The following is a 26,797-nucleotide window of genomic DNA, read 5'->3' on the forward strand; positions in this document are numbered from 1 at the left end:
AGTCACCCGTCAACCCTGATCTGCTCCGCCTCTGTGGTCGTCAGTTGCAGGTCTTCGCGGAGCATCTCGATGGCCTCTTCCGGATCGGTCTCCGCGTCGAAGACCCGGTCGAAGCCCATCTGCCGGAAGGTCGCCTGCGTCTCCTCGAAGTCGGACTGTCCGACGGCGAGGTTCCCGCCGACGTAGGTGAGCACGTCGAGCCCGGCGGCGTCGAGCTCCTCGTGAAGCCCCTCGCAGTCCTGGCGGGCGTGCCCGTACAGCGAGGATACGAGTACTGCCTCGGCGTCGTGAGATTTCGCGGCGGAGACGAACTCGTCCTGTGAAGTCTGGACACCGAGGTTGATTACCTCGAAGCCAGCGGCCGAGAGCGCCTGCTCTAGAATCGTGATGCCGACGACGTGCGCGTCGGAGCCAATCACGCCGAGGATAACGGTCCGGGGCATGTACTACCCCGTCGTCGGCGGGTACTGATAAACCTAATGGTCTTTCATGATAATATGGCCTTAAGGAATTTATAATGGTCGTTCAGGAAGGTTTATACCGCCGCCCCATCGTGGTTTTTCCATGGGTGCGCTTGACGACTTGCGTGTGCTCGACCTGACACAGGTCCTCGCCGGACCGTACTGTACGATGTTGCTCGCGGACATGGGCGCGGACGTGGTAAAGGTCGAGCGCCCCGGGGGCGACCTCATCAGGTCGAACCCGCCGTTCGTGGCCGACGGAGACGAGGAGGCCTACGGCGGCTACTTCCAGAGCGTCAACCGCGGGAAGCGCTCGCTCGAACTCGACCTCGGGTCGGAGGAAGACCGCGAGGCGTTCCTCTCGCTCGTCGAGCGCGCAGACGTGGTGGTCGAGAACTTCAAGGCCGGCACGATGGAGAAGTTCGACTGCGGCTACGAGACGCTACGCGAACGGAACCCCGAACTCGTCTACTCATCGATCCGCGGTTTCGGCGATCCGCGAACGGGCGAGACCCACCGGCAGGGCCAGCCATCCTTCGACCTCATCGCGCAGGCGCTTGGCGGCGTCATGGAGATCACCGGTCAACCGGACGGGCCGCCGACGAAGGTCGGCCCCGGCGTCGGCGACCTCTTCACCGCCGCCCTGAACGCCGTCGGCATCCTCGCGGCCGTGCATCATCGCGAGCGCACGGGCGAGGGACAGTACGTCGATACTGCGATGTACGACTCGATGGTGTCGCTGTGTGAGCGGACGGTGTACCAGTACTCCTGCGACGGCGAGTCGCCGACCCGGCAGGGCAACTCCCACCCGACGCTGTTCCCCTACGACTCATTCGAGGCCGCCGACGGCCACGTCGTCATCGCGGCGTTCTCCGACGGCCACTGGGAAACGCTGTGTGACGCGATGGACCGCCCGGACCTCGCTGCGGACTACCCGGACGCTGGCAGCCGGATCGCGAACCGCGAGTCCCTGCGTCGGGAAATCGCCGACTGGGCAGCCACTGTCGATTCCGAGACAATCCTCGAACTGCTCGAAGGGCGCGTGCCGGCCGCACCGGTCCAGAACACCGCCGACATCTTCGACGACCCCCACATTCGCGACCGGAAGATGCTCGCCGATGTCGACCAGCCCGGTGCCGACGAGCGAATGACAATCGCCGGCAGCCCGATCAAGATGACCGAGACGATGCCTTCGCCGGGCGGTCGTGCGCCGCTGCTAGACGAGCACAGGGCGGAACTGCTAGAAGAAGTCGGAACCAGTCCAGTCGAAGGGGATGACTAACTCCGGGAGTCGATAGTCGCTGACACCCATTGCTCTACCGAGGGTTGTGACGAGACGGCATACCCAGTCAACAGCGCGAACACGGGCCCGAGAGGGGCTCTATACCGCCATGCCATGCTCACGAGCGTGATCCCGACGATACCGGTTACTGCGAGAATCGGTGGGACGAGGAGGCTCGTAATCTCTGGCCGCTCGCGAGCGGATTTGACACCGCCGTACAGCGATCCGAGCAGGAGGGGGATCAGGACAACGGCGTTGAAGACGTTCCAGAATGGACTCTTCCAAGCATCGACCAGCGGGACGTAGAGGACAAAAACACGAAGGATCGACATGACCGCAATGTGATCCACGTTTGCCAGGACGAACTCTAGAAAGGTCCCACCTGACCGAGGCGTGTACACGTACTCGGAAAAGAAAAGGTCGGTCTTTCCCTTGTAGAGAATCCAGCCCTCCCTCCAGCCGATTTCGACTTGGGTAAGTTTACGACGTGCGCTCGAAAATACCAGAACAACCGTTGGAAGGATCACGAACGAGGACGATGCGAACCAGCGAGGTAGCACATTCATTCGATATGGCGAATCGGAGGGAAGGATATCGCACGCGAGCCAGCATGCGACGATCGGCATACCGAACGGCCGTGTCGTCGAGAGCCAGATCATACTGCCGATTACCGCCGCTTTGTGCCACTTACCTGGGTTCTGAATATAGGTTACGAGCGACCAGATAGTGAGAACGAGCACGAAAACGAAAGTCGTCTCAGCAAGAAGGGAAACAGTATACCGAAACGTGTCGAAAAGTAGTGCTATCGACACTCCCGCGACGAAGCCGCCGACCCTATTCGTAAGTCGCGATCCAATATAAAAGACGAGGACAGCCGCCGACGCCGAGACGACAATCTGGAAGAGTACCCATGCGAGTCCGCTCCCGCCGCTTAGCCACTCAATAATGCAAAACGGAATATTAAAACCGAGATACATCAACCCCTTGACTCTGGACAGGACGTTTAACGGGTCAGTCGCCAGGACGTGACAACTGTTTCGGAACGCAGGTGTGTCACCGGCAACACGTACGCCACCGTGGACTTGAAGAATACGGCCTAAATACAGCAGTCTGAGCGCCAACGCTGTCCCGAATATGAACACCGCTACGTAGACTTTCTTTTTCAATAAACGGCTAAAAAGGTATGTGACAGGGAGGGAATAACTCATCGTATAGCATAAACCCGATACCGCTTATTTTGATGAGATTTATATATTCTTTTGGATTTTGTACCGAGCACCGGTACGACCACAATTTCACCCCCGATTGAGAAGTGATAGGCAGGACCATTATCTATCATGAGCCATAGAATAGGCTATGGTCGAAGTTCCAGATGCACTCAGTTCACTGTTCAGTGCGCGAATAGAGACGGATGGGGACCGATACGTTGTCGAAATTCCGAAAAGCGAGGTGTCCCACGGTGCGATTTCCCCGGGCGAGACCTACCGGGTAGGACTGCTCTCACAGGTCGATGCCGGCTCGGCGGCGACAGCCCGACCACAGGAGCCCGAACAGGACACCGACCCGGCGCGGGCCGACACGGGCGTCCCGCAACCGCCGGTCGACGAAGGCGAAATCCGAAACGTGACCATCGAATCGCTGGGGGACCAGGGCGACGGTATCGCCAAGGTCGAACGGGGGTACGTCGTCATCGTCCCCGACGGCGAACCGGGCGACTCCCCGACAGTCGAGATCGAGACCGTCCAGGAGAATGTCGCGTTTGCGAGCGTCGTCGACAACGACGGCCGGACAGTATAGCGGACCTGCTTCGTTTTCGACGGCTGGGTGGCCACCGGGCTGGTAGTCCCTGCAGGTCCGGAACAAACAGTCACAGCGCGTCGCTCGACCGACTTCCCCCACTTGAATGGAATCTGTCGGACGCGGTAGAGGTCGAAGAACGACTAGTAATCACAGCATCACAAACGTTTATATGATTTAAATCCGGTATTTAAAACACTATATGGTCGACCCAAAAGAGAGCATTGACATCGAAAATGTCGTTGCTTCGACCGGTATCGGACAAGAACTTGACCTTGAGAGCGTCGCGATGGACCTGGAAGGGGCCGACTACGACCCCGAGCAGTTCCCGGGGCTGGTGTATCGGACACAGGACCCCAAATCCGCCGCGCTCATCTTCCGGTCGGGCAAGATCGTCTGCACGGGTGCGAAATCGACGGACGACGTCCACCAGAGCCTGCGCATCGTCTTCGACAAGCTCCGCGATCTGAACATCCAGGTCGACGACGACCCGGAGATCGTCGTCCAGAACATCGTGAGCTCCGCGGACCTCGGGAGTTCGCTCAACCTCAACGCTATCGCCATCGGCCTCGGACTCGAGAACATCGAGTACGAGCCCGAGCAGTTCCCCGGTCTCGTCTACCGACTCGACGAACCCGACGTGGTCGCGCTGCTGTTCGGCTCGGGGAAACTCGTCGTCACCGGTGGCAAGCGAAAGGAGGACGCGGAGGAGGCCGTCGACACCATCGTCGAGCGGCTCAGCGACCTCGGCCTGCTGGACTGACCACGCGGTGCCAGTGACTGGGCGGCCGTCAGTCACAGCCCGTTTTTCCGTTCGTCTCTAGCTGAAGCGACTGCCACGGGATAGAACCCCGCGGTTCAAATACCAAGACGACCAAAGCCGGCCCAATGGCAGACCCCGCCTCGACGGGCACGGAGTCCTGGCGAACGTACTTCGGCTTCGACGAGCCCTACGAGAATCAGGCCGACGCCGTCGAACGCGCTATCGAGGCGGGCAAGGCGCGCGGCTTTCTCGCGATGGAGGGACCCTGCGGGACCGGGAAAACGATGGCCGCGCTCACCGCCGGCGCGACGCTGGTCCGCGATACGGACCTCTACGACCGGATGGTCGTCGTCACGCCCGTCAAACAGCAACTCCAGCAGTTCGTCGACGACCTGCGGGCGCTCAACGCCGGTATCGACGAACCGTTCGACGGTATCTCGCTGGTCGGCAAGCGCGACCTCTGTCCGTACGGCCGCGAGGGACAGTTCCCGGACGACGTGGGCACGCACGACCGCTGTGAGGATCTCAGGGAGGCCACGGCGCGGTTAGTCGAAGACGACGGTCGCTCGGACGGGGCGGCCGTCGCGGACGCCGCAATCGCCGGCGAAGCCGACGACGATCAGTGGTGGGACCCGCGGAAGGGACAGGACCTTGCCGCTGCCGCGCGCCCCGACGCCGCCGCGCAGGCGACGCTTGGCGACGACACGCTCTCGACAGCGGGCGCGAACTCGCCGTACCGGCAGGCCCAGCCGACGGCCCCGGAGTCGATGGCAGAGGGATCGGACCCGCCGCTGTACTGTCCGTTCGAGGCCGACTGGTACGCCCGCAACAAGGGCTCACCCGTCGACTTCTCGGCCGGGGAAGGGCACGTGGTGACGATGGACGACTACCTCCCGGCGGCGACGGAGCGCGGGACCTGCCCGCACCGGGTGATGAGCGTCATGCTTTCCGCGGCCGACGTTATCGTCGGGAACTACAACCACCTGTTCGATCCTGGCTCCCGCCCGCTACTCGCTGACGTACTCGACAGCCAGACGCTCGTCATCGTCGACGAGGCCCATCGGCTCGAAGAGCGCGTGCGGGACCTCTTATCGGACCGCCTCGGCCGGCAGACGATCGTCCAGGCGCGCAACGACTGCACGACGCTCATCCAGCGCGCCCAACAGAGCGCGGACCACAAGGCGCAGGTCCGGGAGGTGCTGTCGGCCCGCGAGGTCCCGCTGGACGCGGTCGACCAGGCCCGGAAGTTCTACGACGACCTCGTTCGGTGGCTCGACGACCGCATCGAGACGTTTCTGGACACCGAACATGAGGGCTGGCGCGCGGACCCCTCGACATTGCCAGAGCACGATAGAGAGATTCCGCTTCGGGACCCCGATACGGTCGAGCAGGACGAACTGACTGAGTGGGCCGAGCGAAAGGGGTACGACGGCTCGCTCTGGCGTTCGCTGTCGAAGGTCGGCGCGGCCGTCGAAGATGCTATCGACCAACTCGGCATAACTCGCCAGCCGGTGTGTGCCGCCGTCGGCGTGCTGGCCGGACAGTGGTGGGAGCGCGATCACGCGACCTTCCTCCGGGAGATCGAACTGGAGCACTCACCGAACCACGGCCAGACCCTCGACGCCGACTACCAGGCCGTCTACACGCCAGGGCTGCTCTGTTACAACTGCATGCCCGCGACGGCGCTTCGGAACGTCTTCGACGACCTCGGGGGCGGTATTCTGATGAGCGCGACGCTGGAACCGCTGGACGTGTTTACCCGCGTGTCGGGACTCGACTCGATGGCCGAGTCCGGGTCGACAGCCCCGGACGAGGGGGCCGGCGACGGGCGACCGGTCCGCACGACGACGTACGACCTGCCGTTTCCGCCCGAGAACCGAGCATCGTACCTCGTCGACGCGACGCCGTTTACCGCGCGCAACCGCGGGGACCCGGAGACGATGCGGCCGCTGGGCGACAACTGGAACCCGACGCGCGACGAGTACGCTCAGGCGCTGCGCGCGCTAGCCCGCTCGCCGGGCAACGTCATGGTGGCGATGCCGAACTACCGGGAAGCCCGCTGGGCCGGGGCGTACCTGCAGGAGGCCGTCGACAAGCCGGTTCTCGTCGACGAGTCGTCGAGCAACGAGGAGACCGAGCGGCTGAAACGGGCGTTCTTCAGCGGCGACGGAAAGGTCATGGTCACGTCGACGCGTGGGACGCTGACCGAGGGCGTCGACTACGACGGGGCGAAGCTCTCGACCTGCGCGGTCGTCGGGATCCCGCTGGTGAACATCGGATCGCCCCGTGTCCGGGGCGTCCAGCGGGCCTACGGCGACGCCTTCGGCGAGGAGAATGCTTTCGAGTATGCCCTGACTGTCCCGGCCGTGCGGCGCGCGCGCCAGGCCATCGGCCGCGTCATCCGCGGCGTCGACGAAGTGGGGGTGCGTGCGCTGGTCGGCCGTCGGTACACGCCGGACGCACGGCATTCGGTGTATCCGTACCTGCCCGTCGGTGAACGGGAGGAATTCATCCGGATGACGCCCGATTTCCTCGCCAGCCAACTGGATTCGTTCTGGGGCGACCACCGGTAAACACTCGTGTCTATTAACCGGAAGATATCGTTGGCAGCGGAAGGCATTTACATCGTGGAACGAGTGTACCTATAGATGCCCGAGTGTCAGAACTGCGGCGAGTTCGTAACCGAGCAGTACGTACGGGTTTTTACACCAGAAGCCGTCGAGGGTCACGGTCCTCGGGTCTGTCCGAACTGCGAGGACAAACTCCGGGACGGCGCGGATGTCCGTGAAGCGCGCTCTTCGAGACAGTAGGAGATCTCCTTTTCGGGAAGTACTCAAGGCCGGACGAGCGTAGCTCCTACCATGAGCGAACTCGACGTCGAGGCGGTCGACGACATCGACGCACCCGCGGGAATCGACGCGGCGGAGTACGTCCTTTACGGAGGGAAAGGCGGTGTCGGCAAGACGACGTGTGCCGCGGCGACGGCCCTTGCCTCCGCACGCGACGACACAGCGACACTCGTGGTCTCCACGGACCCTGCCCACTCGCTGTCGGACACGCTGGAGGCGGACATCCCGGCGACGCCGACACGAATCCGCGAGGACATCCCGCTGTACGCCGCGGAAATCGACCCGGAGGCCGCTGTCGGCGAGGGACCGCTTGGGATGCAGGAAGACGCGCTGGGCGGCGTGGGCGAACTGCTCGGCGGCGACGGGATGTTCGGCGCGGGCGGTGGGGCGGGTGCAGACCAGGCTGCGGACCCCATCGGCGGCGAGGAGGGGCTGCTCGGCGGGTCGATGCCCGGAGCCGACGAGGCCGCGGCGCTCCGGCTCCTGCTGGACTACGTCGACGACGACCGCTTCGACCGCGTCGTCATCGACACCGCCCCGACCGGCCACACGCTCCGCTTGCTGGAACTCCCGGAGACGATGGATTCGATGGTCGGGAAGATCCTCCAGCTCCGCGAGCGGTTCTCGGGGATGATGGACAATCTCACCGGGATGTTCGGCGACGATCAGGACGTGGATGCTGAGGCCGGCATCGAGGACCTGCAGGAGCTGTCGGACCGGATCGAGCATCTGCGGTCGATACTGCAGGACCCACGGAAGACGGACTTCCGCATCGTGATGGTGCCCGAGGAGCTGTCCGTGGTGGAGTCCGAGCGCCTGCTCGCACAACTCGACGAGTTCAACATTCCGGTCAGCACCGTCGTCGTCAATCGGGTGATGCAGGACCCCAGCGAGGTACTGGGCGAGGACGTGGATATCGCCGGCCCGAACCACGCCGACTGTGAGTTCTGCGCCCGACGCTGGCGGGTCCAGCAGGACGCCCTGGCCCGGTCACAGGACATTTTCCGCGGCCACGACGTGCGCCGGGTCCCGCTGTTCGCGGAGGAAGTGCGCGGCGAGCGATTGTTATCGGTCGTTGCGGCCTGTCTGGACTGAGACGGGCAGTGGAGGTTCGTCTAACTCGTCAGCTTCCGGATGACACCGAACGCCGCGTCGCGCCACCGCGCCGGCAGGTAATTGAGCATGAGCAGCAGTTGCGCGCCCTGGCCGACGGGATACCGTGGCTCGGGGTCGCTGGCGTTGGCGGCGTCGCGGATGGTCAGCGCGACCGTGCCGGGCGTGACCGACAGCGCGTCCTGGATGCCGACGAGGCTCGAATCCTCGTGGGCCTGATACAGCCAGTCGTACGCGCCGGACTTGTCGAGATCGTCGAGTTCTTCGTCGGCGCGGTCGTCGAAGTTCGTCTCGACCGGCCCGGGTTCGACGAGCACCACGTCGATGCCGAACTCCTCGACTTCCATCCGGAGTGCGTCGCTGAGCCCCTCCAGGGCGAACTTCGAAGCGGCGTAGCCGCCCTGGTTCGGGAACGCGATACGGCCCGCGACGCTTGAGACGTTGATGATGGTTCCGTTCTCGCGAGCCCGCATGTGCGGGAGCGCTTCGCGGATGAGCCGGTGCGGGCCATAGAGGTTCACGTCGAACTGCTCGTGGAGCGCCGCTGTCGACACGTCCTCGACCGCGCCGAACTGCGGATAACCGGCGTTGTTCACCAGGCAGTCGAGCCGGCCCTCTGCATCGATGAGCGCCTCGATGACCCGCTCGCACTCCCGCGGATTTGTCACGTCGAGTTCCGCGGTCTCACAGCCCTCTTCGGCGAGGGCTTCGATGTCCGATTCCTCGCGGGCGGTCGCCCAGACAGTCCAGTCGTCAGCTAGGAACGCCTCGGCACTCGCCCGCCCGATACCCGAGGACGCTCCCGTAATCAGCACCGTCTTCGCCATGTGTTGGCCGGGAGAACACACCCCGGGAAGTTATACTGTCGGTTATCCGGACGGAGTATCGACGGCTGCCTTCGCCTCGTCAGCGTAGCTGTCGGCCAGCCGGGTCGGTTCTGGGAGTTTGTAGCCGTCAGCGGTGGCTTCCACGAGATCTGCCGCCGTGCTTGCGCTGACGCGATGGCCGGGGCTGACGATGAGCGGATTGATCGACCGGTTCGGCGAGTCGTACTGACGCGTCTGGACCGCGTGACCGATGACAGTCCCGTTTGGACATGTCTCGACGCTGTCGTCGGCCGCAATCGGAATCCGCGTGCCTTCCGGGTACGTCTCCTCAAGTGACTGCGCCGGCGTGCCACAGAGTAGGCTCTTGGCGACGCCGATGGCCGGCACGTCCAGCGTGACACCGATGTGTGTCGCCAGCCCGGCCTCCCGGAAGTGGATGCGGCCGCTGCCGTCGACAAGCACCACGTCGGGGTCGGTCTCCAACTCAGCAAACGCGGCCAGGATTGCGCCGCCCTCGCGGAACGACAGCAGGCCGGGGATGTACGGAATCTCGGTTCGGACGACCGCACTGACCCGCTCGATGACCTCGCCGTTCCGTAGCACGACGACAGCCGAGACGGCCTTGTCGTCGACGAACGCCTGGTCGACGCCGGCGACCAGCGGCGCGTCCGTTGTATCGCCGCCAGCACCCAGCGTCGTCTGGTCGTCGTCCGGCGCGTCTCCGGCGCGCGCGATCGTGTCGGGTGACAATTCTAGGTCATCCGCGAATCGCGCAACCTTCGCGAGGTTGCGCTGGAGCGCCTCCATCTCCGCCTGCGAGAGGGATGGATCAGGGACGAACTCGGGGCGAACCGGCTCCATGGTCACGGGCGACGGCGGCCCGGACCGCCCGGTCCACCGGGGCCGCCTGGACCGCCGCCACCGCCGAACTGTATCTGGCCGGGCACCCTGGCCTTCCCCTTGATCTTCTGGCCGTACCAGAGCCCGATGACGAGGCCGATGAGGTGCGCGAGGTGGGCGATGTTGCCGCCGAGCAGTCCGGCCCCCATTGGATTGAGCGAACCCGCAATGCTCAACAGGAAGTAGAAGCCGGTGATCGCCCAGATTGGGACGGGGATCAGGAAGTACAGGTACACGCGGAGGTCGGGTTTCAGGACGGTCAGGAACGCCATGATAGCCAGCGCCGCGCCGCTGGCTCCGAGAACACCGGCGGAGGTGCCCTGTACGGTCTGAATCGCGATCTGTCCGAGCCCCGCCAGCGCGCCTGAGAGGAGGAAGAAGATCGCGAACTTCTTCGATCCGATCTGTTGCTCGACCAGCCGGCCGAAGAAGTAGATGATAATCCCGTTTCCGAGGATGTGATAGAACCCGAATGGGGCGTGTGAGAACACCGACGTGACCCAGGTCCAGACGTACTCGGGGTTGTCCGGATGGAGGACGAACAGCGTCTGGAACGCTTCGCGACCGAGAGACAGAAAGACGACGTGTTCGAGGATGAACACGATCCCCATGATCGCCAGGAACAGGTACGTGACGTTCCCCCGGAAGTACGCCAGCGGCCCGCCGGGCCCGGTGTCGATACCGAGCCGGTCGGCGACGCCGCCGCCTCCGGAGGTCTGGCCAGTGTTTACACTCTCGTCGAACCCGCTGTCGAACACGCCGCCCGGATCGCTCCAGTTATCCAGTCCGGGGCAATCGTGGGCCTCGGGCAGTCTGTGTTCCGCACAGTAGGTCCCGCCACAGTGCCCACACTGGTACGGCATGTTCTCCTGCTTTCCACAGGCATCGCACTCCGACATTGTACTACGGTAGGGGTGGGCCGTGGAAAGGGATTGTGCTTACAGTGCATCACCCCTCGAGTGACTGTCCCGGAACCGAGAGCTACGATTTCAGATCGAGACGAACCAGTGAGCGGCAATACAGCCCACCAGCAGCTTACTCGCCGTTTTCGGGGTTGCTTTCGGCGTCCCGGAGCACGCCGATCCACGCCGGTTCGCCATCGTACTCGATCGACCCGCCTGAGACCTCGATAGTGCGCGTTTCGCCGTCGGCCTGTTGCCCCTCGAACTCCGAATGGAACGTGTCGAGCTCGTCTGACTCCGCCGCTCGGAGTGCGTCGGGGAGCCGGTCTCCATCGCCCGCTGGTGTGAGGATGGTCGGGGACTCGTCGATGAGGGCACTCTGGTCGTAGCCGAAAATGTCGGCCAGCTTCTGGTTCACGTAGACGAACGTCCCGTCCTGAATGATACAGACGCCCGCGAGCTCCTGTTCGACGAGCCGTTGATACCACGAGAGGGCGTTCCAGAACCGCTGTTCGGTGCGGTGCTGTTCGACGGCGTTCTCGATGCGGTTGGCGAGAACGTCGTACGTATCCGACCTGCCCCCCTTCTGCATGTAATCCGTGACGCCCGACGCGATTGCCTCGCTCGCGATCTCCTCGCTACCCTTGCCGGTGAACAGAATAAACGGGATATCCTGGTACTGCTCGCGGACGAGTTCCAGAAACTCCAGCCCATCGGTGTTTGGCATGTCGTAATCGCTGACGATACAGTCGACCTGCTCGCTCCGGAGGAAATCGAGCGCGGCGACGGCGCTCGTCTTCGTCACGACATCGAAATCGTCGTTGATGCGTTCGAGGTACACCTCGACTAGTTCGCCCACCTGTGGGTCGTCGTCGACGTGCAACACGGTACATTGCTGGGACTGCTCGACTTTCGCCAGCGGAATCGGTACCTCGGCCCGCATCTCGTCACATCGATCCACTGATTCGGTCCGGAGAAGCGGTGTGTGTCGCGCCGCCGCGCGGCGGCTCCCGCTGATGGCTCCACTGGAGAGTGTTACCGTTTTTTCGCCCAGTTGCCATCCGTCAGGATTCATCTTTCCCCCCGCTGCTGTCGATAGGACAGAAACCGAAACCCGTCGTCCCTCCAGTCAGACTGGCAACGCTCGCTGCACACACCATCGGACCCCCTACGTCCGAGCCTTGCGGGGAGCCGGCAGGACGCGTATGTCCCGGATAGTCGTCAAGCGATTTCTTTTCAGACATCAATACCCAATCCTGGTCATTAGTTACGTACCAGTCTACTAAACGCTACTGATGGGGGGTACCGTTGACTCCTCCATGCGAACGCGCACCCGGGGAGTCTCCATTAGCACCTATATCTGCGATTAGAGCATTGTGCGTGTTGCTTACAGGATTTATCTTTTAATTCTATGCTTAATACAATATATAATATGTAGGTACTCTTCAAATAAATTTAATTATCTCCCACCCAACATCCAATTCGTATCATGTCCGATACTACCATGCGCGAATACCTCGCAGAGCACCCGAAAATGGCCGGCGCGCTGTTCACCCTCCTGATGCTACTATCACAGGCGGGGACTGCAGCTGCCGGGAACGGCAATACTTACTTTGGGCCCTGAAGAGTGGGAATAAAGGGGTCAAATAATCATAGACCTGGTTCTACCCGATAGATACTATCTATTAGAATAGTCTGAGCCGAATTCTGTCTCTATCTCAATAGACATACTCCAGTGCAATTCATCAGATACTTTCACTGGCACATCTTGCATATTTAAAAATCCTTCAAGATCAGACCTATCCATTTGAAAAGTTTTGACTCGTCCAGAGACCAGGAAATATTTCTCAATACCATCCAAAAATGGGATAAAAATGCTTCCGAGTGCTTTATTATCAGTTGAGTATGTTATGATATCAACATAGTATTTTTCATTTTCTCGGCTTATTTCAAGCAAATTTGGCACTCCACTTTCTGCCTGCGTCACAGTAACGCCACCATCACCAACGACAATGTACTGCCCGCCGAGGACACTCTCACCCCGAGCAATAGTAAGCGCCGCTCGGAGCGGGAACCCACAGTTCAACAGCCGGGCGACCGACTCACCGATGCGAACCGCACCGTCGTTCAGGACTTCGTTGAGGGTCACGATGCCGCCGATTGCGCCGTTTTCGACGAGCGCTAACCCCTGATTGTAGGAGTTGCAGGCATTCAGTAGGAAGGTGTCGACGCCGACCGAATCGACCGTCGTCACGTCAAGCTTGCCATCGCTGCAGACGAAGCCGTCGTGTTCGGTGTGGCCGATGTAGTGGAAGAACTCCGCGTCGGTCGTGAGCACAGTCCTGAGCTCCGCCGTCGTCAGGTCGTCGTGAACTGTCACGTCGAACGGCAGATCGTCGCGCGTGCCGTACACCTCGTCGACGAGTTGCCGTTCCTCGTCCATCCGGGCGTCGTTCTGGACGACGCGAATCGTGATGTCCTCGGCGTTCGTGTCGCGGTCGAGCCGGTGTTCGAACGCCGCCTTGGTCAGTTTGCTCGCGCCGATGGGGATACTGTCGCCGATCCAGGCCTGTTCGAGCGAGTCCTCGGCCTGCGGTTCGACGTAGTCCGTCTCGGTCGGGGCGGTGGCGGCGTCGGAACTCGCGGCGCGGGTGATGACGTCGTCCCGGGTGAACTCGGCCTCGGCCTCCGCGGGAACGCTCGCCTGGCTCAGCCGTTGTTGCTGGTGTGTTCGGACGATAGCGAGGTCGTCGACGACGTACGGCAGCTGTTCCGCGTTCGCCGGCACCGGATCGATGTGCGTCGTCAGCCGCCACTTCGGGATGTGGTCCTCGATAACGTCGTACGGGACCTGCAGGTAGGTGGCGACCTGCTCCGCCAGCGATTGCTGGTACAGCGATTCGAAGTCGAGGTCGACGTACGGCTCGATGGCGGCACGTTCGTGCAGGTCGATCTGGTGGAACCCCTCGGTGCGCGTGACACAATCGAGGAAGAACAGCCGTTTGAGTGTGCGTCCGACCTCCGACTCGAAGCCGCGTGCGGTGTCGAGCGAGTACGTAAACCCCGTGTCGGTCGTGAGCCGCGGCGTGGATGCGGGGACGAGCGAAGCACCGAGATAGTACGAAAGCGGTGCGGCGACGAAGATCGACGCGAGATCAGGCGGTAGTTCGAGCGTGACCCCGGTGTCCGGCCTGTCGATATCCGCCGGGATGTCCAGGCTGTCAGCGATTTCAATCGCCGGCGGATGGCCACGGAGCGTCGGATAGGAGCGCTCGGGGTCGTAGGCTTTGAGCGCCGATCCGAAGGTCTCGACTGCGGCCATCACGTCCCTCGGGTTCTCGGTCGTCGTAACTGTGGCTGCGGGCCGGTCGTGCTGGGACCGAGCGCCGATGAGCACGTCCGTCGGGGCGTCGAACGCGATGCGGGTCCGGTCCGAGTCGACGGTGACCTCCATCGCAGTGTCCTCGACTCGCATGTACGTCTTGATCTGTGTCAGCGGATCCAGCACGTAGTCATCCGCCGGGAGCGTCTCCGATTCGAACTGGGCAACCTCGGCGGCTATCGCTCCGCCGTCGTCGCGGACGTACACCATGACGACCGTCGGAAGTTCGATAGCGCGGGTGCGTATCCGGACAGCGTCCCCGACCGGATACTGGAACACGTCGGTCGGCGCCTCCCTGAGCGCGATAGGGGTCGGCGTGTGTATCCGATAGCGCTGGCGCTCGATCTGATCAATGACCGCGAGGCCGGGTCGGTCGTCGAGCGGTTCGAACGTTAGAGTCATATAATAAACGAGGGGGACAGTATTACTCTCGTACAATGAGAACGACAGAGACAATGAAAAAGATATCGCCGGCGGCGGTCCGTCCCAGTCACGACTGCTCGCGGTGACGGCTCGAAACCGGGAGACAGAACGGGGGAACGTGGGTGCCACGAAGCAGGCAGTTCCGTGCAACCCCAGCGTGTCTGCGGGCGAAGCGAGTAAGGGCCACCCGATCTAACACTGGCGTAGTGAAAGAGTTCGAGCGCAAACAGTTGCTGGAGCGCGTCGAACGCGACAGCGCGACCGTCGGTGCGGAGATCCCCGACGAGATCACCGTCCAGGGCGAGGAGATCGAACTCCAGTCGTTCGTCTTCGAGATCAAGCGTCGGGACACGGTGCCGCGGGGCGAGCGCGAACGCGTCGAGCAGGCGAAAAAGAACCTGCGGCGGGAGCGCCTCCAGCGCAAGCAACGCATCGAGGACAACGAAGTGAGCTACGAGCGCGGCGAAGAGCTGGCCACGGCTATCATCGGCATCGACCGGGCGCTCAACGCCCTCGAACAGCTCGGTGCGGCGGACATCGAACAGGAAGCACAGGCACAGGAGGCGGCCGACAGGAAGCGCTGGATGAAGTTCCTCCAGAAAGCCCTGGGCCACGAGGACGCGGACTCCGGCACGGGTCGTGCCGGGCGGAGCTACTAACATGAGCCGGAACGACGAAATCGCGACACTGCTCGAGGAGTTCGCCGACCTGCTGGACGCGAAAGGCGTAGAGTACAAACCCCGCGCGTACCGCCGAGCGGCCGAGAACATCAGGGATTTCCCCGGCGCAATCGAAGGGCTGGCCGCCGAGGGGGAGGACAGCGTCGGTGAGATAGACGGCGTCGGTGACGCCATCTCCTCGAAGGTCATCGAGTACTTCGAGACCGGCGAAATCGAGGAGCTGACAGAGCTTCGCGAGGAGCTCCCCGTCGAGATGGACGCACTCACCGCGGTCGAGGGGATCGGGCCGAAATCCGTCGGCTCACTGTACGAGGCACTGGGAATCACCACCCTCGACGAACTGGAGGCGGCCGCCGAGGCCGGCGAGATACAGGAAGTCTCGGGCTTCGGCGCGAAAACCGAGCAGAACATCCTCGACAACATCGATTTCGCCCGCGAGGCCCACGAACGGTCGCTGCTAGGTGAGGCCCGGCCGTACGGCGATAGAGTGCGGAGCTACATGGCCGGCGGCGACGCCGTGGCCGAGTGCGCGCTCGGCGGGTCGATCCGCCGCTGGCGACCCACCATCGGCGACGTAGACGTGCTTGTAGGGAGTACCGACCCCGAGGCCGTCGTCGAGCGGTTCGCCGACTGGGACGGGCTCGACCGGGTCATCGAATCCGGCGAGACGAAAGCGAGCGCCTACGCGGACGACGTTCGGGTCGACCTGCGGATCGTCGACCCCTCGGAGTTCGGCGCGGCGCTGCAGTATTTCACCGGCAGCAAGGACCACAACGTGGCGGTCCGCAACCGCGCTATCGAACGGGATCTGAAGGTCAACGAATACGGCGTCTTCGATGTCGAAGGCGTCGAGGACGACGACCAGCGGGCCGGCGAATTGGTGGCCAGCGAAACCGAGGAGGCAGTGTACGACGCGCTGGGCATGGGGTGGGTGCCGCCGGAACTCCGCGAGAACCGCGGCGAAGTCGAAGCTGCCGCCGACGGGTCGCTCCCGGACCTGCTGGCCGAGGGCGAGGTCCGCGGTGATATCCACATCCACACGAACTGGTCGGACGGGGGCAACACTATCGCTGAGATGGTCGAGGGCGCGACCGCGTTCGGCCACGACTACCTCGCCGTCACGGACCACGCGACCGGGCCGGGGATGGTCGGCGGCGTCGGCGTCCCGGACGAGAAGCTCCGCGAACAGATAGCAGAAGTCGAGGCAGTCGCGACGGACGCCGACATCGACGTGTTCACCGGCGTCGAGGCCAACATCGCCGCGGACGGCAGCGTCTCGGTCGCCGACGACCTGCTGGCGGAACTGGACGTAGTCGTGGCCTCGCCCCACGCCGCGCTCGACGGGGACGGCACAGACCGCCTCGTCGCCGCGGCGGAACACCCCGACGTGAACGTCATCGGGCATCCGACGGGGCGCTATCTGAACCGTCGGGAGGGCCTGGACGTCGACATCGAGCGTCTCGCAGCGGTTGCCGCCGACAACGACACAGCGCTGGAAATCAACGCCAACCCGGCCCGCCTGGACCTCGGCGGTAGCGCGGTCAAGCAGGCCGTCGAGGCCGGGGCGACAATCGCCATCAACACGGACGCACACAGCCCGGGCGACCTCGAACTTCTGCGCTACGGCGTCCACACGGCGCGGCGGGGCTGGGCCGAGACAGCGGACGTGCTGAACACCCGCGACGCCGGGGGCCTCCGCGAGTTCCTGGATGCCTGAGAACGCCCCGACCGACCGGCTCGTGCTCGATGCGATGCTCGGCAAACTCGCCACCTATCTGCGGATGTGCGGCTACGACACGGCTTACGTGCTGGACCGGGACGCCGAGGCCGACGACGACGTTCTCGGAGTGGCTGAGGGTGAGGACCGCCTGCTGATTACCCGAGATAGCGACCTCGCCGCCCGTGCACCCGACAGCGTGCTCCTCAGCGAGCGGGCGGTCGAGGACCAGTTGCGGGAACTCGCCGACGCTGGCTTCGAGCTATCCCTCGCTCCGGAGCCGGCCCACTGTGGCGTCTGCAACGGGTCGGTCGAACAGGTCGACCCGGTGGAATCCACGCCGGAGTACGCACCGAGCCCGGACGCCGAGACTGTCTGGCGCTGTACCGACTGCGGACAATACTTCTGGAAAGGGAGCCACTGGGCGTCAGTCCAGTCGACGCTCGATAGTTTGTAAAATACGGAACCCCACCGGGCGTCCCTACAGTTCCTCGGCCACGGCGACGGCCTCGTCGGTCGTCCCCTCGACGACCACACCGGTCGTCACGTCGCCTTCAGTCCAGTAGACCACAGTCCTGTCGTCACGCTCGATTGCGGTCGCGTTCTGCCCGTTCACCTGCACCGCCGTGCCGTTCTCCGCATCGTCCAGATAGCTCGATGCGCCGGTGGCGGTCAGGACCGTCACGTTCTCCCCGTCAGCGTCGTACTGCTGGACCACAGCCGTACTGTCGGCCCGGGTGATATGCCGGGCGTCCTCGAAGGTCCCGTTCTCGTATTCGGGCAGGTCCATCTCTGTCGCGGATTGAGCCGCGTCGTAGGAGTCGTACGTCTCGGTAGTCGTGACGGCGACCCGGTCAGCCGGTGGCGCGAACTGACTGTCGTCGATGCTGACATTGAAATTCGTCTCCTCGACGGTGATTTCGGTTCGGTTCGTCCCGTCGTCGGTGGTCAGCTTGTGGACCCGGTAGTCGTCAGTGTCGACCCACAGCGTCGTGTTCGGCGCGTCGATGCTCTCGTTTGTCGGTTCGAGATCAAGCACGTATGCTGACTCGCCGTTGATGTCGTCGGTCCCGCGAAGCGTCGCGGTGACGTTCTCCTCGGGAACCGGATCCGTGGTGTCGTCCATCGCTACCGATTCCTCGGACAGTTCGCGGGCGTAGGACAGGTTCTCGCCGACCGCCCAGACGACGGTCCCGTTCGTCCCCATCTCGTAGGACCGGTCCTCGCTCGTGACGGCGGCCCACGTCTTGTTCGGTTCGGCAGCGGCGTACTCGACTGTGGCAGTCTTCGAATCAGAATTGTTCGCGACGGTCACCGTCGCCGTTCCGGTAATCGTCTCGGCCCCATCGTAGCGCTGCTCGGTCCGGTCGAGCACCTCGTCGCCGGACGGCTGCCCCATCTGGTCAAGGCCCGAGACACCAGCGACGGCCCCGGCGGCCAGGAGTCCAACGGTGACAAACACCGCGACGATAGCCAGTCTCCGCCCGGTATCGGCTGTCATTGTCTGGGCTTAGGACTGGAATGGTAAGTGGGTTCCTCCTGTCAGACCGCGGACTGTATCATGTCGGGTCCGGACCCGGCGAACCCCTCATTGCCGTCCAGTCCGTACGCGGGGCCGTGAGCGAGTCAGCGAACACGACCGTCCGCGTCGATGGCGTCAGCAAGCAGTACGACCTCGGCGGGACGGTGACGGCGCTGGACGACGTGAGCCTGGACCTATCGGCGGGGTCGTACACGGCGGTGATGGGGCCGAGCGGCTCCGGCAAGAGCACGCTCCTGAACCTGATCGGCGGACTGGACACCCCGTCGTCGGGGCGAGTCGTCGTCAACGGACAGGACGTTTCGGCCGCCAGCGAAGCCGAGCGGGCCGACATCCGCGGGACGGAAGTGGGATTCGTCTTCCAGACGTTCAATCTCATGCCGCGACTGAGCGCGGTGGAGAACGTCGCCCTACCGCTGGTCTTCGACGGCTGGGACCGCGCCCGTCGCCGCGAGCGGGCGAAGTCGTTGCTCGCCGACGTGGGACTCGCCGACCGCACCGACCACGTCCCCTCGGAACTCAGCGGCGGCCAGCGCCAGCGGGTCGCCATCGCCCGCGCACTGTCGACCGACCCGGCGCTGATTCTCGCCGACGAGCCCACTGGCAACGTCGACACGGATACCGGCGCACAGATACTCGACCTGTTCGACGACCTCCACGCGGCGGGCAACACGTTCCTGCTCGTGACCCACGAGCGCCACGTCGCCGAGCGGGCGGAGCGTATCGTCCACGTCGAGGACGGCCACATCCAGTCCGTCGAGGACGTTTCCGGAGGCGAGCACTGATGGACACCGGCGAGAGCGTTCGCATCACGCTCCGGTCAATCAGGGCGCACAAGCTCCGGTCGGCGCTGACTGTCGTCGGCGTCGTCATCGGCATCGCGTCGGTCATCACCTTCGCCACGTTCGGGGCCAGCGTCGAGGCGGAGATCGTCGGCGACATCGAGACGTCAAACGCGGGCAACATCTACGTGTTCGGAACGCCGGCAGAGGACGACGATTTCGACCGGACGCTCCAGCCGGTGTTTACCGAGTACGACGTTCAACAGTTAGAGGGAATCCAGGGGGTACAGGCGGTGCTCCCGCGCGGGATCGTCCAGACACAATCGATACAGCACGGGAATCGGACGCTCGCCAGACAGCAGGTCACGGCGACACGGCCGGCCAGCATCACCGACGGGGTCCTCGTCGAGGGGCGCTCCTTCGAGGCCGACGAGGAAGCCGTCGTCGTCAACGAGCGCATGGCGGGGGCGTTCTCCGAGAACCTCACGGCCGGTGAGCGGCTTACGATGACGATGCCCGACGGCAGCGAGCGCACCGTCACAGTGGTCGGCATCGTCAACGGGACCCGCGGCGAGGTCCCGGTCAGCGAGTTCGCCCGCCAACCGAGAGTGTACGCCCCAATCGATCCGTTCTACGATTCGGTCGTCGAGAGCCCGTCGGCGGGCGTGCGACAGCGCGCGTACCCGCAGGTGACGCTCGTCGTCGATCCGCGAGAAATCCCGGAGACGCAGTCGGCCATAGAGACGTACCTCTCCGGCGATTCCGACGCGCGGTCGCTGTCGGCCGACGACACGGAACTGGTCGCCCGGTCCGGGAACGACTTCGTCGAGGAGATCAGCGACGTCATCGAGCGGATCACCCGCTTCGTCACCGGCATCGCGGTCATCGCGCTCGTTGTCGGCGCTATCGGCATCGCCAACGTGATGCTCGTCAGCGTCACCGAACGGACCCGCGAGATCGGCATCATGAAAGCCGTCGGGGCGCGCAACCGCGACGTGATGCAGGTGTTCCTCGTGGAGGCCGCGCTGCTCGGGACGCTCGGCTCGCTGCTCGGTGTCCCGCTGGGGCTCCTCGTCGGCTACGGTGCGACCCGGTACGCCGAGGTCACGTTCTCGCTCGCCCCGCTGTGGATGGCGCTTGCGGTCGGCGTCGGCGTGCTCGTCGGCGTCGTCGCCGGCCTCTACCCGGCGTGGCGGGCGGCGCGAGTCGACCCCATCGACGCGCTCAGACACGAGTGAGCATTAGCGGGATTCAGAACACCGAAATACGTGGTCGTCGTACCGCCTTCCGATGACCCTCTCGGAGGAGGCCCGCGAACGGCTCGCCGACATCGTCGAACTCCAGCCGACGAAAAACGGCGAGTTACAGGAGCGCTGGGACATGGACAGCGGGAGCGAGGTCCACCAGTACCTCGAATCCGAACTCAAGGAGTACTACTACCGCAACGACAACAGCCTCATCTGTGCGACGCCGGAGGCGACGACGCTCATCGACGGGGAGGATTCGGAACGGATACAGACGGTGACGGTCACCCCGCTCCAGCAGGCCATCGTCGACGTGATCGCCGGGCCAGACGAGGAGAGCCAGAGCGTCGTCGCCGTGTTACACGCCCTCCGCGAGGTCGGCGAGGACCGCGACACCGACGACGTTCGCTCCGCGCTTCGCAGCCTCGCGGATAAAGGTATCGTAGAGACCGTCGAGAAGACCGTCCCGACGTTCAGGCTGGCCGTTCCGCGCGACGAACTGGACATCGAACTGTCCGAGGAGTGAGTCCCTTCTGGGGTATCGGTCCGTCACTCCGGTAGTCCCGGCCGGTGTCGTCGCCGCCGCCGTTCTAACACCCGCTGTATTGCCTTGCCCGGCCCGCCCGCAAGCGGCCAGTCCAGCGAGCGCCACGCCGGCGGCTCCGGCTCGTAGGACGGGCACTGCCCCCGACACTCCGCCGCCGTCGGCAGGCATTCCTTCGCCGCACAGCGGGGGAACACGCCAGTCTCGTCTGCACTGAGCTGGAAGTGTCGGCAGTCAGGACGCATTGTGTCCGCATACGCGCGCCATCCGTGAGCGTACGCCCGCTCAGCGATAGCGAGCCGTCGCTCGCGCTTCCAGTCGGGACTCACGTACTCGAACCGCGCCGCGCTGGTGTCGTCATCGGGCCGCTCGAGAATGCGAGTTCCGGGTTCGTCGACCGACAGCGACCGCGGCTGCCAGACCGCCTCGGCAGCCCCCTGCTCTGGATCGACAGTCAGCACGCCGGCGGCCGCGGGCAGATCCGTCAGCAGGATCGGCTCCACGCGCTCGTCGGTCGCCGCCGTCGCGACCCACACCTCGTCGGCAAGCGACAGCGCGATGTCCCGCTGTAGTTGCGGGACGAGGTGTCTGGCCGCGCTGGCCGTCAGATCGGGTTTGTTCTCGATAGCGACGATTCGCCGGAGCCACGCTGGATAGGGGCGCACCCGACGGATTTCGATGCGGTTGCCACGCTTGCGGGTCTCGACGGCGTCCCGGTCGGCCGCCTTGTGAATCGACTCTCGGACGTACCGCCACGGATAGCCCGGATCGGGTAGCGCGTCGCGGTAGTACGTCCAGTCAGCCGGTGCGTTCCGCAGGACGTGCAGCAGGTCCGAGTCGAACGGATCGGCGCCGAACTTCGCCCGTTCCCGGAGTCCGGCGGGGTCACACTCCAGGACGATGGTATCCCAGCGGCGGTGTTTCGTCCCGAACTGTCTGGCGACCAGCACCGCCGCGTCGTCGGCCGGCGACCACGCTCGCTCGGCCCACTGGCAGACGGTCAGTTCGAACGCGAACTCGGAGTCGGCGGGCACGAGCAGTCCTTGTCGGGTTCGGACCAAAACCCTTTGTTACGACGCGGCTTCGTTGAAGCTCTCCACTGCTGCTATGTTTTGCGGGCGGGCTGACTGTAGAACGGATGTTCAGCGGGAATCGTTCCGACGACTCACCGTCTGGACGTAACCCCCGGTCGCTTACGGCATCGGAAACCGCCGGCGGGACGGTCGGGTATCGCCAACCGAGGATTGACCGGAGATCGCCGACCCGAAAGAGTGTCACTGCATCGGGACACAACAAACCGGGACAGCCGCATTACGGACAACTGTCTCGGTGACGCTTCCGGTGAGATATCGAGTGAGGCCGGACCGGCCGTGCGTTCCCATCACGATAAGGTCAATGTCGCGGTCCTCGCTGTAGGTGAGTATCGTGCGTGCGGCCGGGCCGCTTGCGATGTTGCCCGCAACACTGACGTCAGCTGCCCGGGCACGCTCGTGGACCGTCTCAAGTGCCGCCTGTCCGGTTTGCTCAAGTTCGTCGTGAATCTCTGCTGTCCCCTCAGTGCCGCCGAATCGACTCGTATCGACGGAATAGACCGTATGTATCGTCGCGTCATACACCTCGGCTAGCGTAATCGCCCACTCGACTGCGAGCTCTGCTCCCTCGCTACCGTCTGTCGGGAGAAGAACGTTTTCGTACCGCTGGTCGCCGATTTCGACGATGTCCCCATCCGGAGTCACCGTGACAATCGGGACAGTTGCGGTCCGGAGCGTCTTTTCAGCAACGCTCCCGAGTACAACCCGTTCGAACCCGGTCCGTCCTTGCGTCCCCATGACGATGAGGTCGATATCGTGGGCATCGACGTAGTCGTTGATCGTCTGGAACGGGATTCCCGACTCGACGGCAGTGGTGATCTGACCAGCGAGGTGAGTCCGGGCGAGTGTCGCGATTGACTCCACCGCTTGCTCTGCCTCCTCTTTGAGGAGTCGCTCCCGCTCGGACTGTCCATCGGAACTCAGCTCCGGTTCGATGTCACGGGAATCAACCGCTGACAGTACGTGGAGGTCGGCACCGATTGTGGCGGCGAGGTCGATGCCTCGCCGGGCACCTATCCGTGACCCGTCACTGCCGTCGGTCGGCACGAGAATCGAGTTGATCGTTCGGCTCATGAGCACAATTTGACACGCTATCGGTTTAACACTACTTTCGGTTCTCCACTGTGACACGGTGCATTCGAGATTCTGTATTGCATTCACGCGGTGTATTCAGCACCCAATTTTATCAGGATAGAAGGGTTTCGATGGGGCCCCACACGGGTGCTTGTCCGCGGCCGGAATACTGACGACCGGTTTCGTTCGGAAACACAACCCAGTTATTTATGTAATAGCTTCAGAAACAAACGGTCGGTTACATATGATTCGTCAAAGACCCGAACACCGCTCATCGATACGTGTCGGTAGCGCTGCAGGAGACCGACTGACAGTGAATGGAGCGCCGAGTGATGCCAACGGAGGTGCAGTATGAGCTCGTCACCCCGGGGTGATGGGATATTTGACCAGTACACCACGATACAGTGGATCGCAGCGGGCCTCGTCGCGGTGTTGACGTTCCCGATCGGACTCGCCGTTCCCGCCTACTTCTACATCAAAACGTCCAACGGCACCGCCCGGGAGCAGGGGGCTTGGGAGGCGTGGGCGGTCATCCTCGTCGGAATTATCGGTATCGTCGCGGTCGAACTCGGCGGGGAAACGGGCGCGAAAATCATCATCGCGCTCGCGCTGCTGGGGATTCCGGTGCTGTTCATCATCTTTGCCGCCGTCGTCGGGAGCTTCGTGCTCGGCATGGGTAACGCAGCGGTAGCAGCGCTGCTGCTTGCCGGCGTCGCGATCTGACGACCGGGTTCTCTCGATCCCGGTTACTCGTCGTCCTCACGCTCGTCGAGGAACTCGTGTGCCTCTTCGAGTATCTCGCGGGGGCCGTCCTGCGTGACCGTGTTGATGGCCTGCTCGTAGTCGCGCCACTGCAGGTCGCGGTGTTCTGTGGACAGTTCGGCTGACGCTTCGAAGGACTTCGCGACGAACAGGTGGACCGTCTTGTGGATGGTGTTCCCGTTCGCTTCGAACACGTAGTCGTAGTCTTCGCGGAACCCGTCTAAAAGCCGGAAATCGCCGATACCGGCCTCCTCTTTCACTTCGCGTATGGCGGTCTGCTGGAGCTCTTCCTCGCCCTCGACGCCGCCCTTGGGGAACTCCCAATCGCCGGGTCGGCTCTTGAGCAGGAGGTACTCCCGCCGGCCACGCGTATCGCGAAAGAGGATGGCTCCCGCGCTCGTGGCCTCTATCATTATCGGATTTTATGACACCGCTACTTAAGAGAATATCGGAGACACAGCGGAAACAGATGGCCTTTTGTCACTCGCGGCTGAGTGTCTGTCTACAGATGCCCTTCGTTACGACGCTGACCTTCACGAGCGGGGACCGACACCGCCTCGACGACGTTGTCACAGAGATCAAACAGAGCGCCGAGCAGAAAGGGGTCGAGCTGAAAGGCCCGCACCCGAAGCAGCCACAGGAGTTGCGGATCCCACAGTCGAAGTCGCTGGGGCCGAGCGGCGGCCGTTTCGAGTCCTGGAACCACACCGTCTACACCCGGACGATCGAGATCGTCGGGTACGAGGAGTTCGCCCGGACCGTCACCCAGCGAACCTTCCCGAACGCCATCCACGTCGAAGCCGGCGTCGAACAGCGGACGCAGGTCGGCAGCGGATCGTAGGGCCGCCGTCCGCGCCTGTAGATTCTTATAAGTGACTGTGACCCGTTTCGCCGGCATGAACGAGGCTCGGCAGGAACGGCTCAGGTCCCTCCGACGTGACCTACACAGCTACCCCGAACCCGCGTGGCGGGAGTTCTACACGACCAGTCGTATCGTCGACGAACTGGAGCGTATCGGTGTCGACCAGTTGCATCTCGGCCGGGACGTGCTCGATGGCGACGCGCGGATGGCAGTCCCCGAGGGCGACGAACTCGACGCGTGGCAGACGAAGGCCCGCGAAGCCGGTGCCCGCGAGGACGTCCTGGAGGCCACTGACGGGGGATTCACTGGTGCCCTCGCCGTCCTCGAACGGGGCGAGGGGCCGACCGTCGCGCTCCGGGTCGACATCGACGCACTGCCGATACGGGAGGCCGACAGTACGGCACACGCCCCGGCGACAGACGGATTCCGCTCAACGAACGAGGGGTACATGCACGCCTGTGGGCACGACGCGCACGCGACGATAGGCCTCGGCGTGCTGGAAGCGGTGAAGGAGAGCGATTTCCGCGGGACGTTCAAGATCGTCTTCCAGCCGGCCGAAGAGGTCATCGGGGGCGGAAAGGCTGTCGCCGAAAGCGGCCATCTCGACGACGTGGACCACCTGCTGGCGATACACATCGGCCTCGACCATCCGACCGGCGAGATCGTCGCCGGGGTGGGCGGCTTCCTCGCTGTCCGGCAGTTCAAAGCGACATTCACCGGTGAAACGGCCCACGCAGGCGGGCACCCCGCTCAGGGGCGGGACGCCGTCCAGGCGCTGGCAACTGCCGTGCAGAACCTTCACGCGATTCGCCGGCACGGCGACGGCGCGACGCGGGTCAACGCCGGTGTCGTCGAAGGCGGCACGGCGACGAACATCGTCCCCGGAGAAGCGACTATCGAGGGGGAGGTCCGTGGCGAGACGACCCCGCTCAAGGAGTACATGAGCGAGCGAGCGGATACCGTCATGTCGTCCGCAGCCGAGATGCACGACTGCGAGGTCGCTGTCGAGACGACCGCGGAAGCCCCGAGCGCGGTCAGCGACGACGCGCTCGCGGGTGTGGTGTACGACGCGGCAGCATCAGTTCCCGGCGTCACCAGCCGCCTCCGGACCGACGACCTCGGCGGGAGCGAGGACGCGACCTATCTGATGGACCGCGTGCAGGACCACGGCGGCACGGCGACGTTCGTCGGAATCGGCACCGACCATCCTGGCGGCCACCACACACCCACGTTCGATGTCGACGAGGACTCGCTGGCCATCGGCGTCGATGTCGTCAGCGAGGCGATCCGGAGTCTGAGCGAGTGACTAAGGCGCGTCCCAGCTGGCGAGCCGGATAGACTGGTCGCGCTCCGGTGGCTTCCAGTTTAGCGTAACCGTCGCATCTGAGAGGTCGAGTGAAGGCTCCGAAAACGTCACCCGTGACCCCGCTGAGATCTGTGAACTATCCGCCGGTGCACCGTCGAGGCTCGTGAAGTCGTGCTGTCCGTTGTGGGCGGACGTACCGCTGACAGTGATGTACAGACTCCCGGCCCGAACCGAGTCGCCGCTCCGGTGTTCGATCGTCAGACTGTCGGGACTCCCGGCGTCGTAATCGAACGAAAACGCGGCCTGTGGCGCGTTTTCGCCGAGGTTACCGGACCCGAAATCGAGGAAAAACGTCGCTGCTGTCGCCGCCAACAGCACCGTTATTGCGACCATCAAGATAACACCCACAACTGGTGAGACTGCGCTGTCGTCGGATCGGAACCCGTTCCCTAGCATGATTGACCCCCACTCGGGCGACGGCCGACACACTGTCCCG

28 protein-coding genes are annotated in these 26,797 nt (G+C 63.8%); 16 read left to right on the forward strand and 12 right to left on the reverse strand.

What is annotated here, in order from left to right:
* Positions 1 to 2 precede the first annotated feature (2 nt).
* Positions 3 to 443, reverse strand: coding sequence for a methylaspartate mutase subunit S (gene glmS / locus ACY9XZ_RS12410; protein ID WP_310896001.1), 441 nt, complete (start codon positions 441 to 443; stop codon positions 3 to 5).
* A 121-nt stretch (positions 444 to 564) separates the two neighbouring features.
* On the opposite strand from glmS, the gene mct reads away from it, so the two are divergent.
* Positions 565 to 1,743: a succinyl-CoA:mesaconate CoA-transferase gene (gene mct, locus ACY9XZ_RS12415; protein WP_463457336.1), complete on the forward strand. Its 1,179-nt coding sequence runs from the start codon at positions 565 to 567 to the stop codon at positions 1,741 to 1,743.
* Here the strand turns inward: mct and ACY9XZ_RS12420 are convergent.
* Positions 1,740 to 2,909 carry a hypothetical protein gene (locus ACY9XZ_RS12420; RefSeq protein WP_463457337.1) on the reverse strand — a complete coding sequence of 390 codons (1,170 nt, stop codon included), beginning with the start codon at positions 2,907 to 2,909 and terminating at the stop codon, positions 1,740 to 1,742. The two genes, mct and ACY9XZ_RS12420, sit on opposite strands and share 4 nt — an antisense overlap.
* 190 nt (positions 2,910 to 3,099) lie before the next feature.
* Between ACY9XZ_RS12420 and ACY9XZ_RS12425 the strand changes: the two genes are divergently transcribed.
* The 5 genes from ACY9XZ_RS12425 (at position 3,100) to ACY9XZ_RS12445 (ending at position 8,247) form a co-directional block, all read left to right on the forward strand.
* Positions 3,100 to 3,540 carry a TRAM domain-containing protein gene (locus ACY9XZ_RS12425; protein WP_463457338.1) on the forward strand — a complete coding sequence of 147 codons (441 nt, stop codon included), beginning with the start codon at positions 3,100 to 3,102 and terminating at the stop codon, positions 3,538 to 3,540.
* A gap of 202 nt (positions 3,541 to 3,742) precedes the next feature.
* Positions 3,743 to 4,303, forward strand: a complete 561-nt coding sequence (locus ACY9XZ_RS12430; protein WP_004516850.1) for a TATA-box-binding protein — start codon at positions 3,743 to 3,745, stop codon at positions 4,301 to 4,303.
* A 125-nt stretch (positions 4,304 to 4,428) separates the two neighbouring features.
* Positions 4,429 to 6,876 carry an ATP-dependent DNA helicase gene (locus tag ACY9XZ_RS12435; protein WP_463457339.1) on the forward strand — a complete coding sequence of 816 codons (2,448 nt, stop codon included), beginning with the start codon at positions 4,429 to 4,431 and terminating at the stop codon, positions 6,874 to 6,876.
* 75 nt (positions 6,877 to 6,951) lie between these two features.
* Positions 6,952 to 7,113 (forward strand): DUF7563 family protein, encoded by a 162-nt coding sequence (locus ACY9XZ_RS12440; protein ID WP_004516852.1) that lies wholly within the window; start codon positions 6,952 to 6,954, stop codon positions 7,111 to 7,113.
* A gap of 51 nt (positions 7,114 to 7,164) precedes the next feature.
* Positions 7,165 to 8,247 (forward strand): ArsA family ATPase, encoded by a 1,083-nt coding sequence (locus ACY9XZ_RS12445; RefSeq protein WP_463457340.1) that lies wholly within the window; start codon positions 7,165 to 7,167, stop codon positions 8,245 to 8,247.
* Positions 8,248 to 8,267: 20 nt separating this feature from the next.
* Here the strand turns inward: ACY9XZ_RS12445 and ACY9XZ_RS12450 are convergent, their stop codons facing one another.
* From ACY9XZ_RS12450 to ACY9XZ_RS12465, 4 genes are all read right to left on the reverse strand, one after another.
* Positions 8,268 to 9,092, reverse strand: coding sequence for an SDR family oxidoreductase (locus ACY9XZ_RS12450; RefSeq protein ID WP_463457341.1), 825 nt, complete (start codon positions 9,090 to 9,092; stop codon positions 8,268 to 8,270).
* Between the two features lie 42 nt (positions 9,093 to 9,134).
* On the reverse strand, positions 9,135 to 9,953 hold the full coding sequence (locus ACY9XZ_RS12455) for an endonuclease V (RefSeq protein WP_463457342.1): 819 nt from the start codon (positions 9,951 to 9,953) through the stop codon (positions 9,135 to 9,137).
* A gap of 2 nt (positions 9,954 to 9,955) precedes the next feature.
* On the reverse strand, positions 9,956 to 10,891 hold the full coding sequence (locus tag ACY9XZ_RS12460) for a rhomboid family intramembrane serine protease (RefSeq protein WP_463457343.1): 936 nt from the start codon (positions 10,889 to 10,891) through the stop codon (positions 9,956 to 9,958).
* 136 nt (positions 10,892 to 11,027) lie between these two features.
* Entirely contained in the window at positions 11,028 to 11,969 is a 942-nt protein-coding gene (locus ACY9XZ_RS12465; protein WP_463457344.1) for a response regulator, read from the reverse strand.
* A 414-nt stretch (positions 11,970 to 12,383) separates the two neighbouring features.
* On the opposite strand from ACY9XZ_RS12465, the gene ACY9XZ_RS12470 reads away from it, so the two are divergent.
* The gene (locus tag ACY9XZ_RS12470; RefSeq protein WP_424329379.1) at positions 12,384 to 12,518 is read left to right on the forward strand and encodes a DUF7503 family protein; all 135 of its coding nucleotides are present in this window, start codon (positions 12,384 to 12,386) and stop codon (positions 12,516 to 12,518) included.
* A 54-nt stretch (positions 12,519 to 12,572) separates the two neighbouring features.
* On the opposite strand, the gene ACY9XZ_RS12475 is transcribed toward ACY9XZ_RS12470, so the two are convergent.
* Positions 12,573 to 14,678, reverse strand: a complete 2,106-nt coding sequence (locus ACY9XZ_RS12475) for a hypothetical protein (protein ID WP_463457345.1) — start codon at positions 14,676 to 14,678, stop codon at positions 12,573 to 12,575.
* A gap of 227 nt (positions 14,679 to 14,905) precedes the next feature.
* Here ACY9XZ_RS12475 and ACY9XZ_RS12480 point away from each other — a divergent pair, with 227 nt between their 5' ends.
* The 3 genes from ACY9XZ_RS12480 to ACY9XZ_RS12490 are packed head-to-tail and all read left to right on the forward strand — an operon-like array spanning position 14,906 to position 17,553.
* Positions 14,906 to 15,358, forward strand: coding sequence for a DUF5788 family protein (locus tag ACY9XZ_RS12480; RefSeq protein WP_004516859.1), 453 nt, complete (start codon positions 14,906 to 14,908; stop codon positions 15,356 to 15,358).
* A gap of 1 nt (position 15,359) precedes the next feature.
* Positions 15,360 to 17,096: a DNA polymerase/3'-5' exonuclease PolX gene (gene polX, locus ACY9XZ_RS12485; protein ID WP_463457346.1), complete on the forward strand. Its 1,737-nt coding sequence runs from the start codon at positions 15,360 to 15,362 to the stop codon at positions 17,094 to 17,096.
* The gene (locus tag ACY9XZ_RS12490; protein ID WP_463457347.1) at positions 17,089 to 17,553 is read left to right on the forward strand and encodes a Mut7-C RNAse domain-containing protein; all 465 of its coding nucleotides are present in this window, start codon (positions 17,089 to 17,091) and stop codon (positions 17,551 to 17,553) included. The genes polX and ACY9XZ_RS12490 overlap by 8 nt, the downstream gene beginning before the upstream one ends.
* Before the next feature lie 24 nt (positions 17,554 to 17,577).
* Here the strand turns inward: ACY9XZ_RS12490 and ACY9XZ_RS12495 are convergent, their stop codons facing one another.
* Positions 17,578 to 18,597, reverse strand: coding sequence for a LolA family protein (locus ACY9XZ_RS12495; RefSeq protein ID WP_463457348.1), 1,020 nt, complete (start codon positions 18,595 to 18,597; stop codon positions 17,578 to 17,580).
* Positions 18,598 to 18,713: 116 nt separating this feature from the next.
* Between ACY9XZ_RS12495 and ACY9XZ_RS12500 the strand changes: the two genes are divergently transcribed.
* Genes ACY9XZ_RS12500 through ACY9XZ_RS12510 form a run of 3 tightly spaced genes read left to right on the forward strand, consistent with a single transcriptional unit; the run spans position 18,714 to position 21,188 of the window.
* Positions 18,714 to 19,421 (forward strand): ABC transporter ATP-binding protein, encoded by a 708-nt coding sequence (locus tag ACY9XZ_RS12500; RefSeq protein WP_463457349.1) that lies wholly within the window; start codon positions 18,714 to 18,716, stop codon positions 19,419 to 19,421.
* Complete coding sequence (locus tag ACY9XZ_RS12505) at positions 19,421 to 20,656, forward strand: ABC transporter permease (RefSeq protein WP_463457350.1); 1,236 nt, start codon at positions 19,421 to 19,423, stop codon at positions 20,654 to 20,656. Before ACY9XZ_RS12500 ends, ACY9XZ_RS12505 begins: the two co-directional genes overlap by 1 nt.
* Before the next feature lie 52 nt (positions 20,657 to 20,708).
* Positions 20,709 to 21,188 (forward strand): DUF5797 family protein, encoded by a 480-nt coding sequence (locus ACY9XZ_RS12510; RefSeq protein WP_004516865.1) that lies wholly within the window; start codon positions 20,709 to 20,711, stop codon positions 21,186 to 21,188.
* Positions 21,189 to 21,211: 23 nt separating this feature from the next.
* Here the strand turns inward: ACY9XZ_RS12510 and ACY9XZ_RS12515 are convergent, their stop codons facing one another.
* Together ACY9XZ_RS12515 and ACY9XZ_RS12520 are read right to left on the reverse strand one after the other, a co-directional pair.
* Positions 21,212 to 22,240, reverse strand: a complete 1,029-nt coding sequence (locus ACY9XZ_RS12515) for a DUF5787 family protein (protein ID WP_463457351.1) — start codon at positions 22,238 to 22,240, stop codon at positions 21,212 to 21,214.
* A gap of 240 nt (positions 22,241 to 22,480) precedes the next feature.
* The gene (locus ACY9XZ_RS12520; protein WP_463457352.1) at positions 22,481 to 23,371 is read right to left on the reverse strand and encodes a universal stress protein; all 891 of its coding nucleotides are present in this window, start codon (positions 23,369 to 23,371) and stop codon (positions 22,481 to 22,483) included.
* Positions 23,372 to 23,722: 351 nt separating this feature from the next.
* Here ACY9XZ_RS12520 and ACY9XZ_RS12525 point away from each other — a divergent pair, with 351 nt between their 5' ends.
* On the forward strand, positions 23,723 to 24,094 hold the full coding sequence (locus ACY9XZ_RS12525; RefSeq protein ID WP_463457353.1) for a hypothetical protein: 372 nt from the start codon (positions 23,723 to 23,725) through the stop codon (positions 24,092 to 24,094).
* 23 nt (positions 24,095 to 24,117) lie between these two features.
* On the opposite strand, the gene ACY9XZ_RS12530 is transcribed toward ACY9XZ_RS12525, so the two are convergent.
* Positions 24,118 to 24,546, reverse strand: coding sequence for a bis(5'-nucleosyl)-tetraphosphatase (locus ACY9XZ_RS12530; protein ID WP_463457354.1), 429 nt, complete (start codon positions 24,544 to 24,546; stop codon positions 24,118 to 24,120).
* A 95-nt stretch (positions 24,547 to 24,641) separates the two neighbouring features.
* Here ACY9XZ_RS12530 and ACY9XZ_RS12535 point away from each other — a divergent pair, with 95 nt between their 5' ends.
* Both ACY9XZ_RS12535 and ACY9XZ_RS12540 read left to right on the forward strand, forming a co-directional pair.
* Entirely contained in the window at positions 24,642 to 24,974 is a 333-nt protein-coding gene (locus ACY9XZ_RS12535; RefSeq protein ID WP_463457355.1) for a 30S ribosomal protein S10, read from the forward strand.
* Positions 24,975 to 25,029: 55 nt separating this feature from the next.
* Positions 25,030 to 26,301 carry an amidohydrolase gene (locus ACY9XZ_RS12540; RefSeq protein ID WP_463457356.1) on the forward strand — a complete coding sequence of 424 codons (1,272 nt, stop codon included), beginning with the start codon at positions 25,030 to 25,032 and terminating at the stop codon, positions 26,299 to 26,301.
* Here ACY9XZ_RS12540 and ACY9XZ_RS12545 read toward each other — a convergent pair whose 3' ends face one another.
* The gene (locus tag ACY9XZ_RS12545; protein WP_463457357.1) at positions 26,302 to 26,757 is read right to left on the reverse strand and encodes a type IV pilin domain-containing protein; all 456 of its coding nucleotides are present in this window, start codon (positions 26,755 to 26,757) and stop codon (positions 26,302 to 26,304) included. It lies immediately after the preceding gene.
* Positions 26,758 to 26,797: the final 40 nt, after the last annotated feature.

The organism is Haloarcula sp. HT12 (assembly GCF_055271655.1).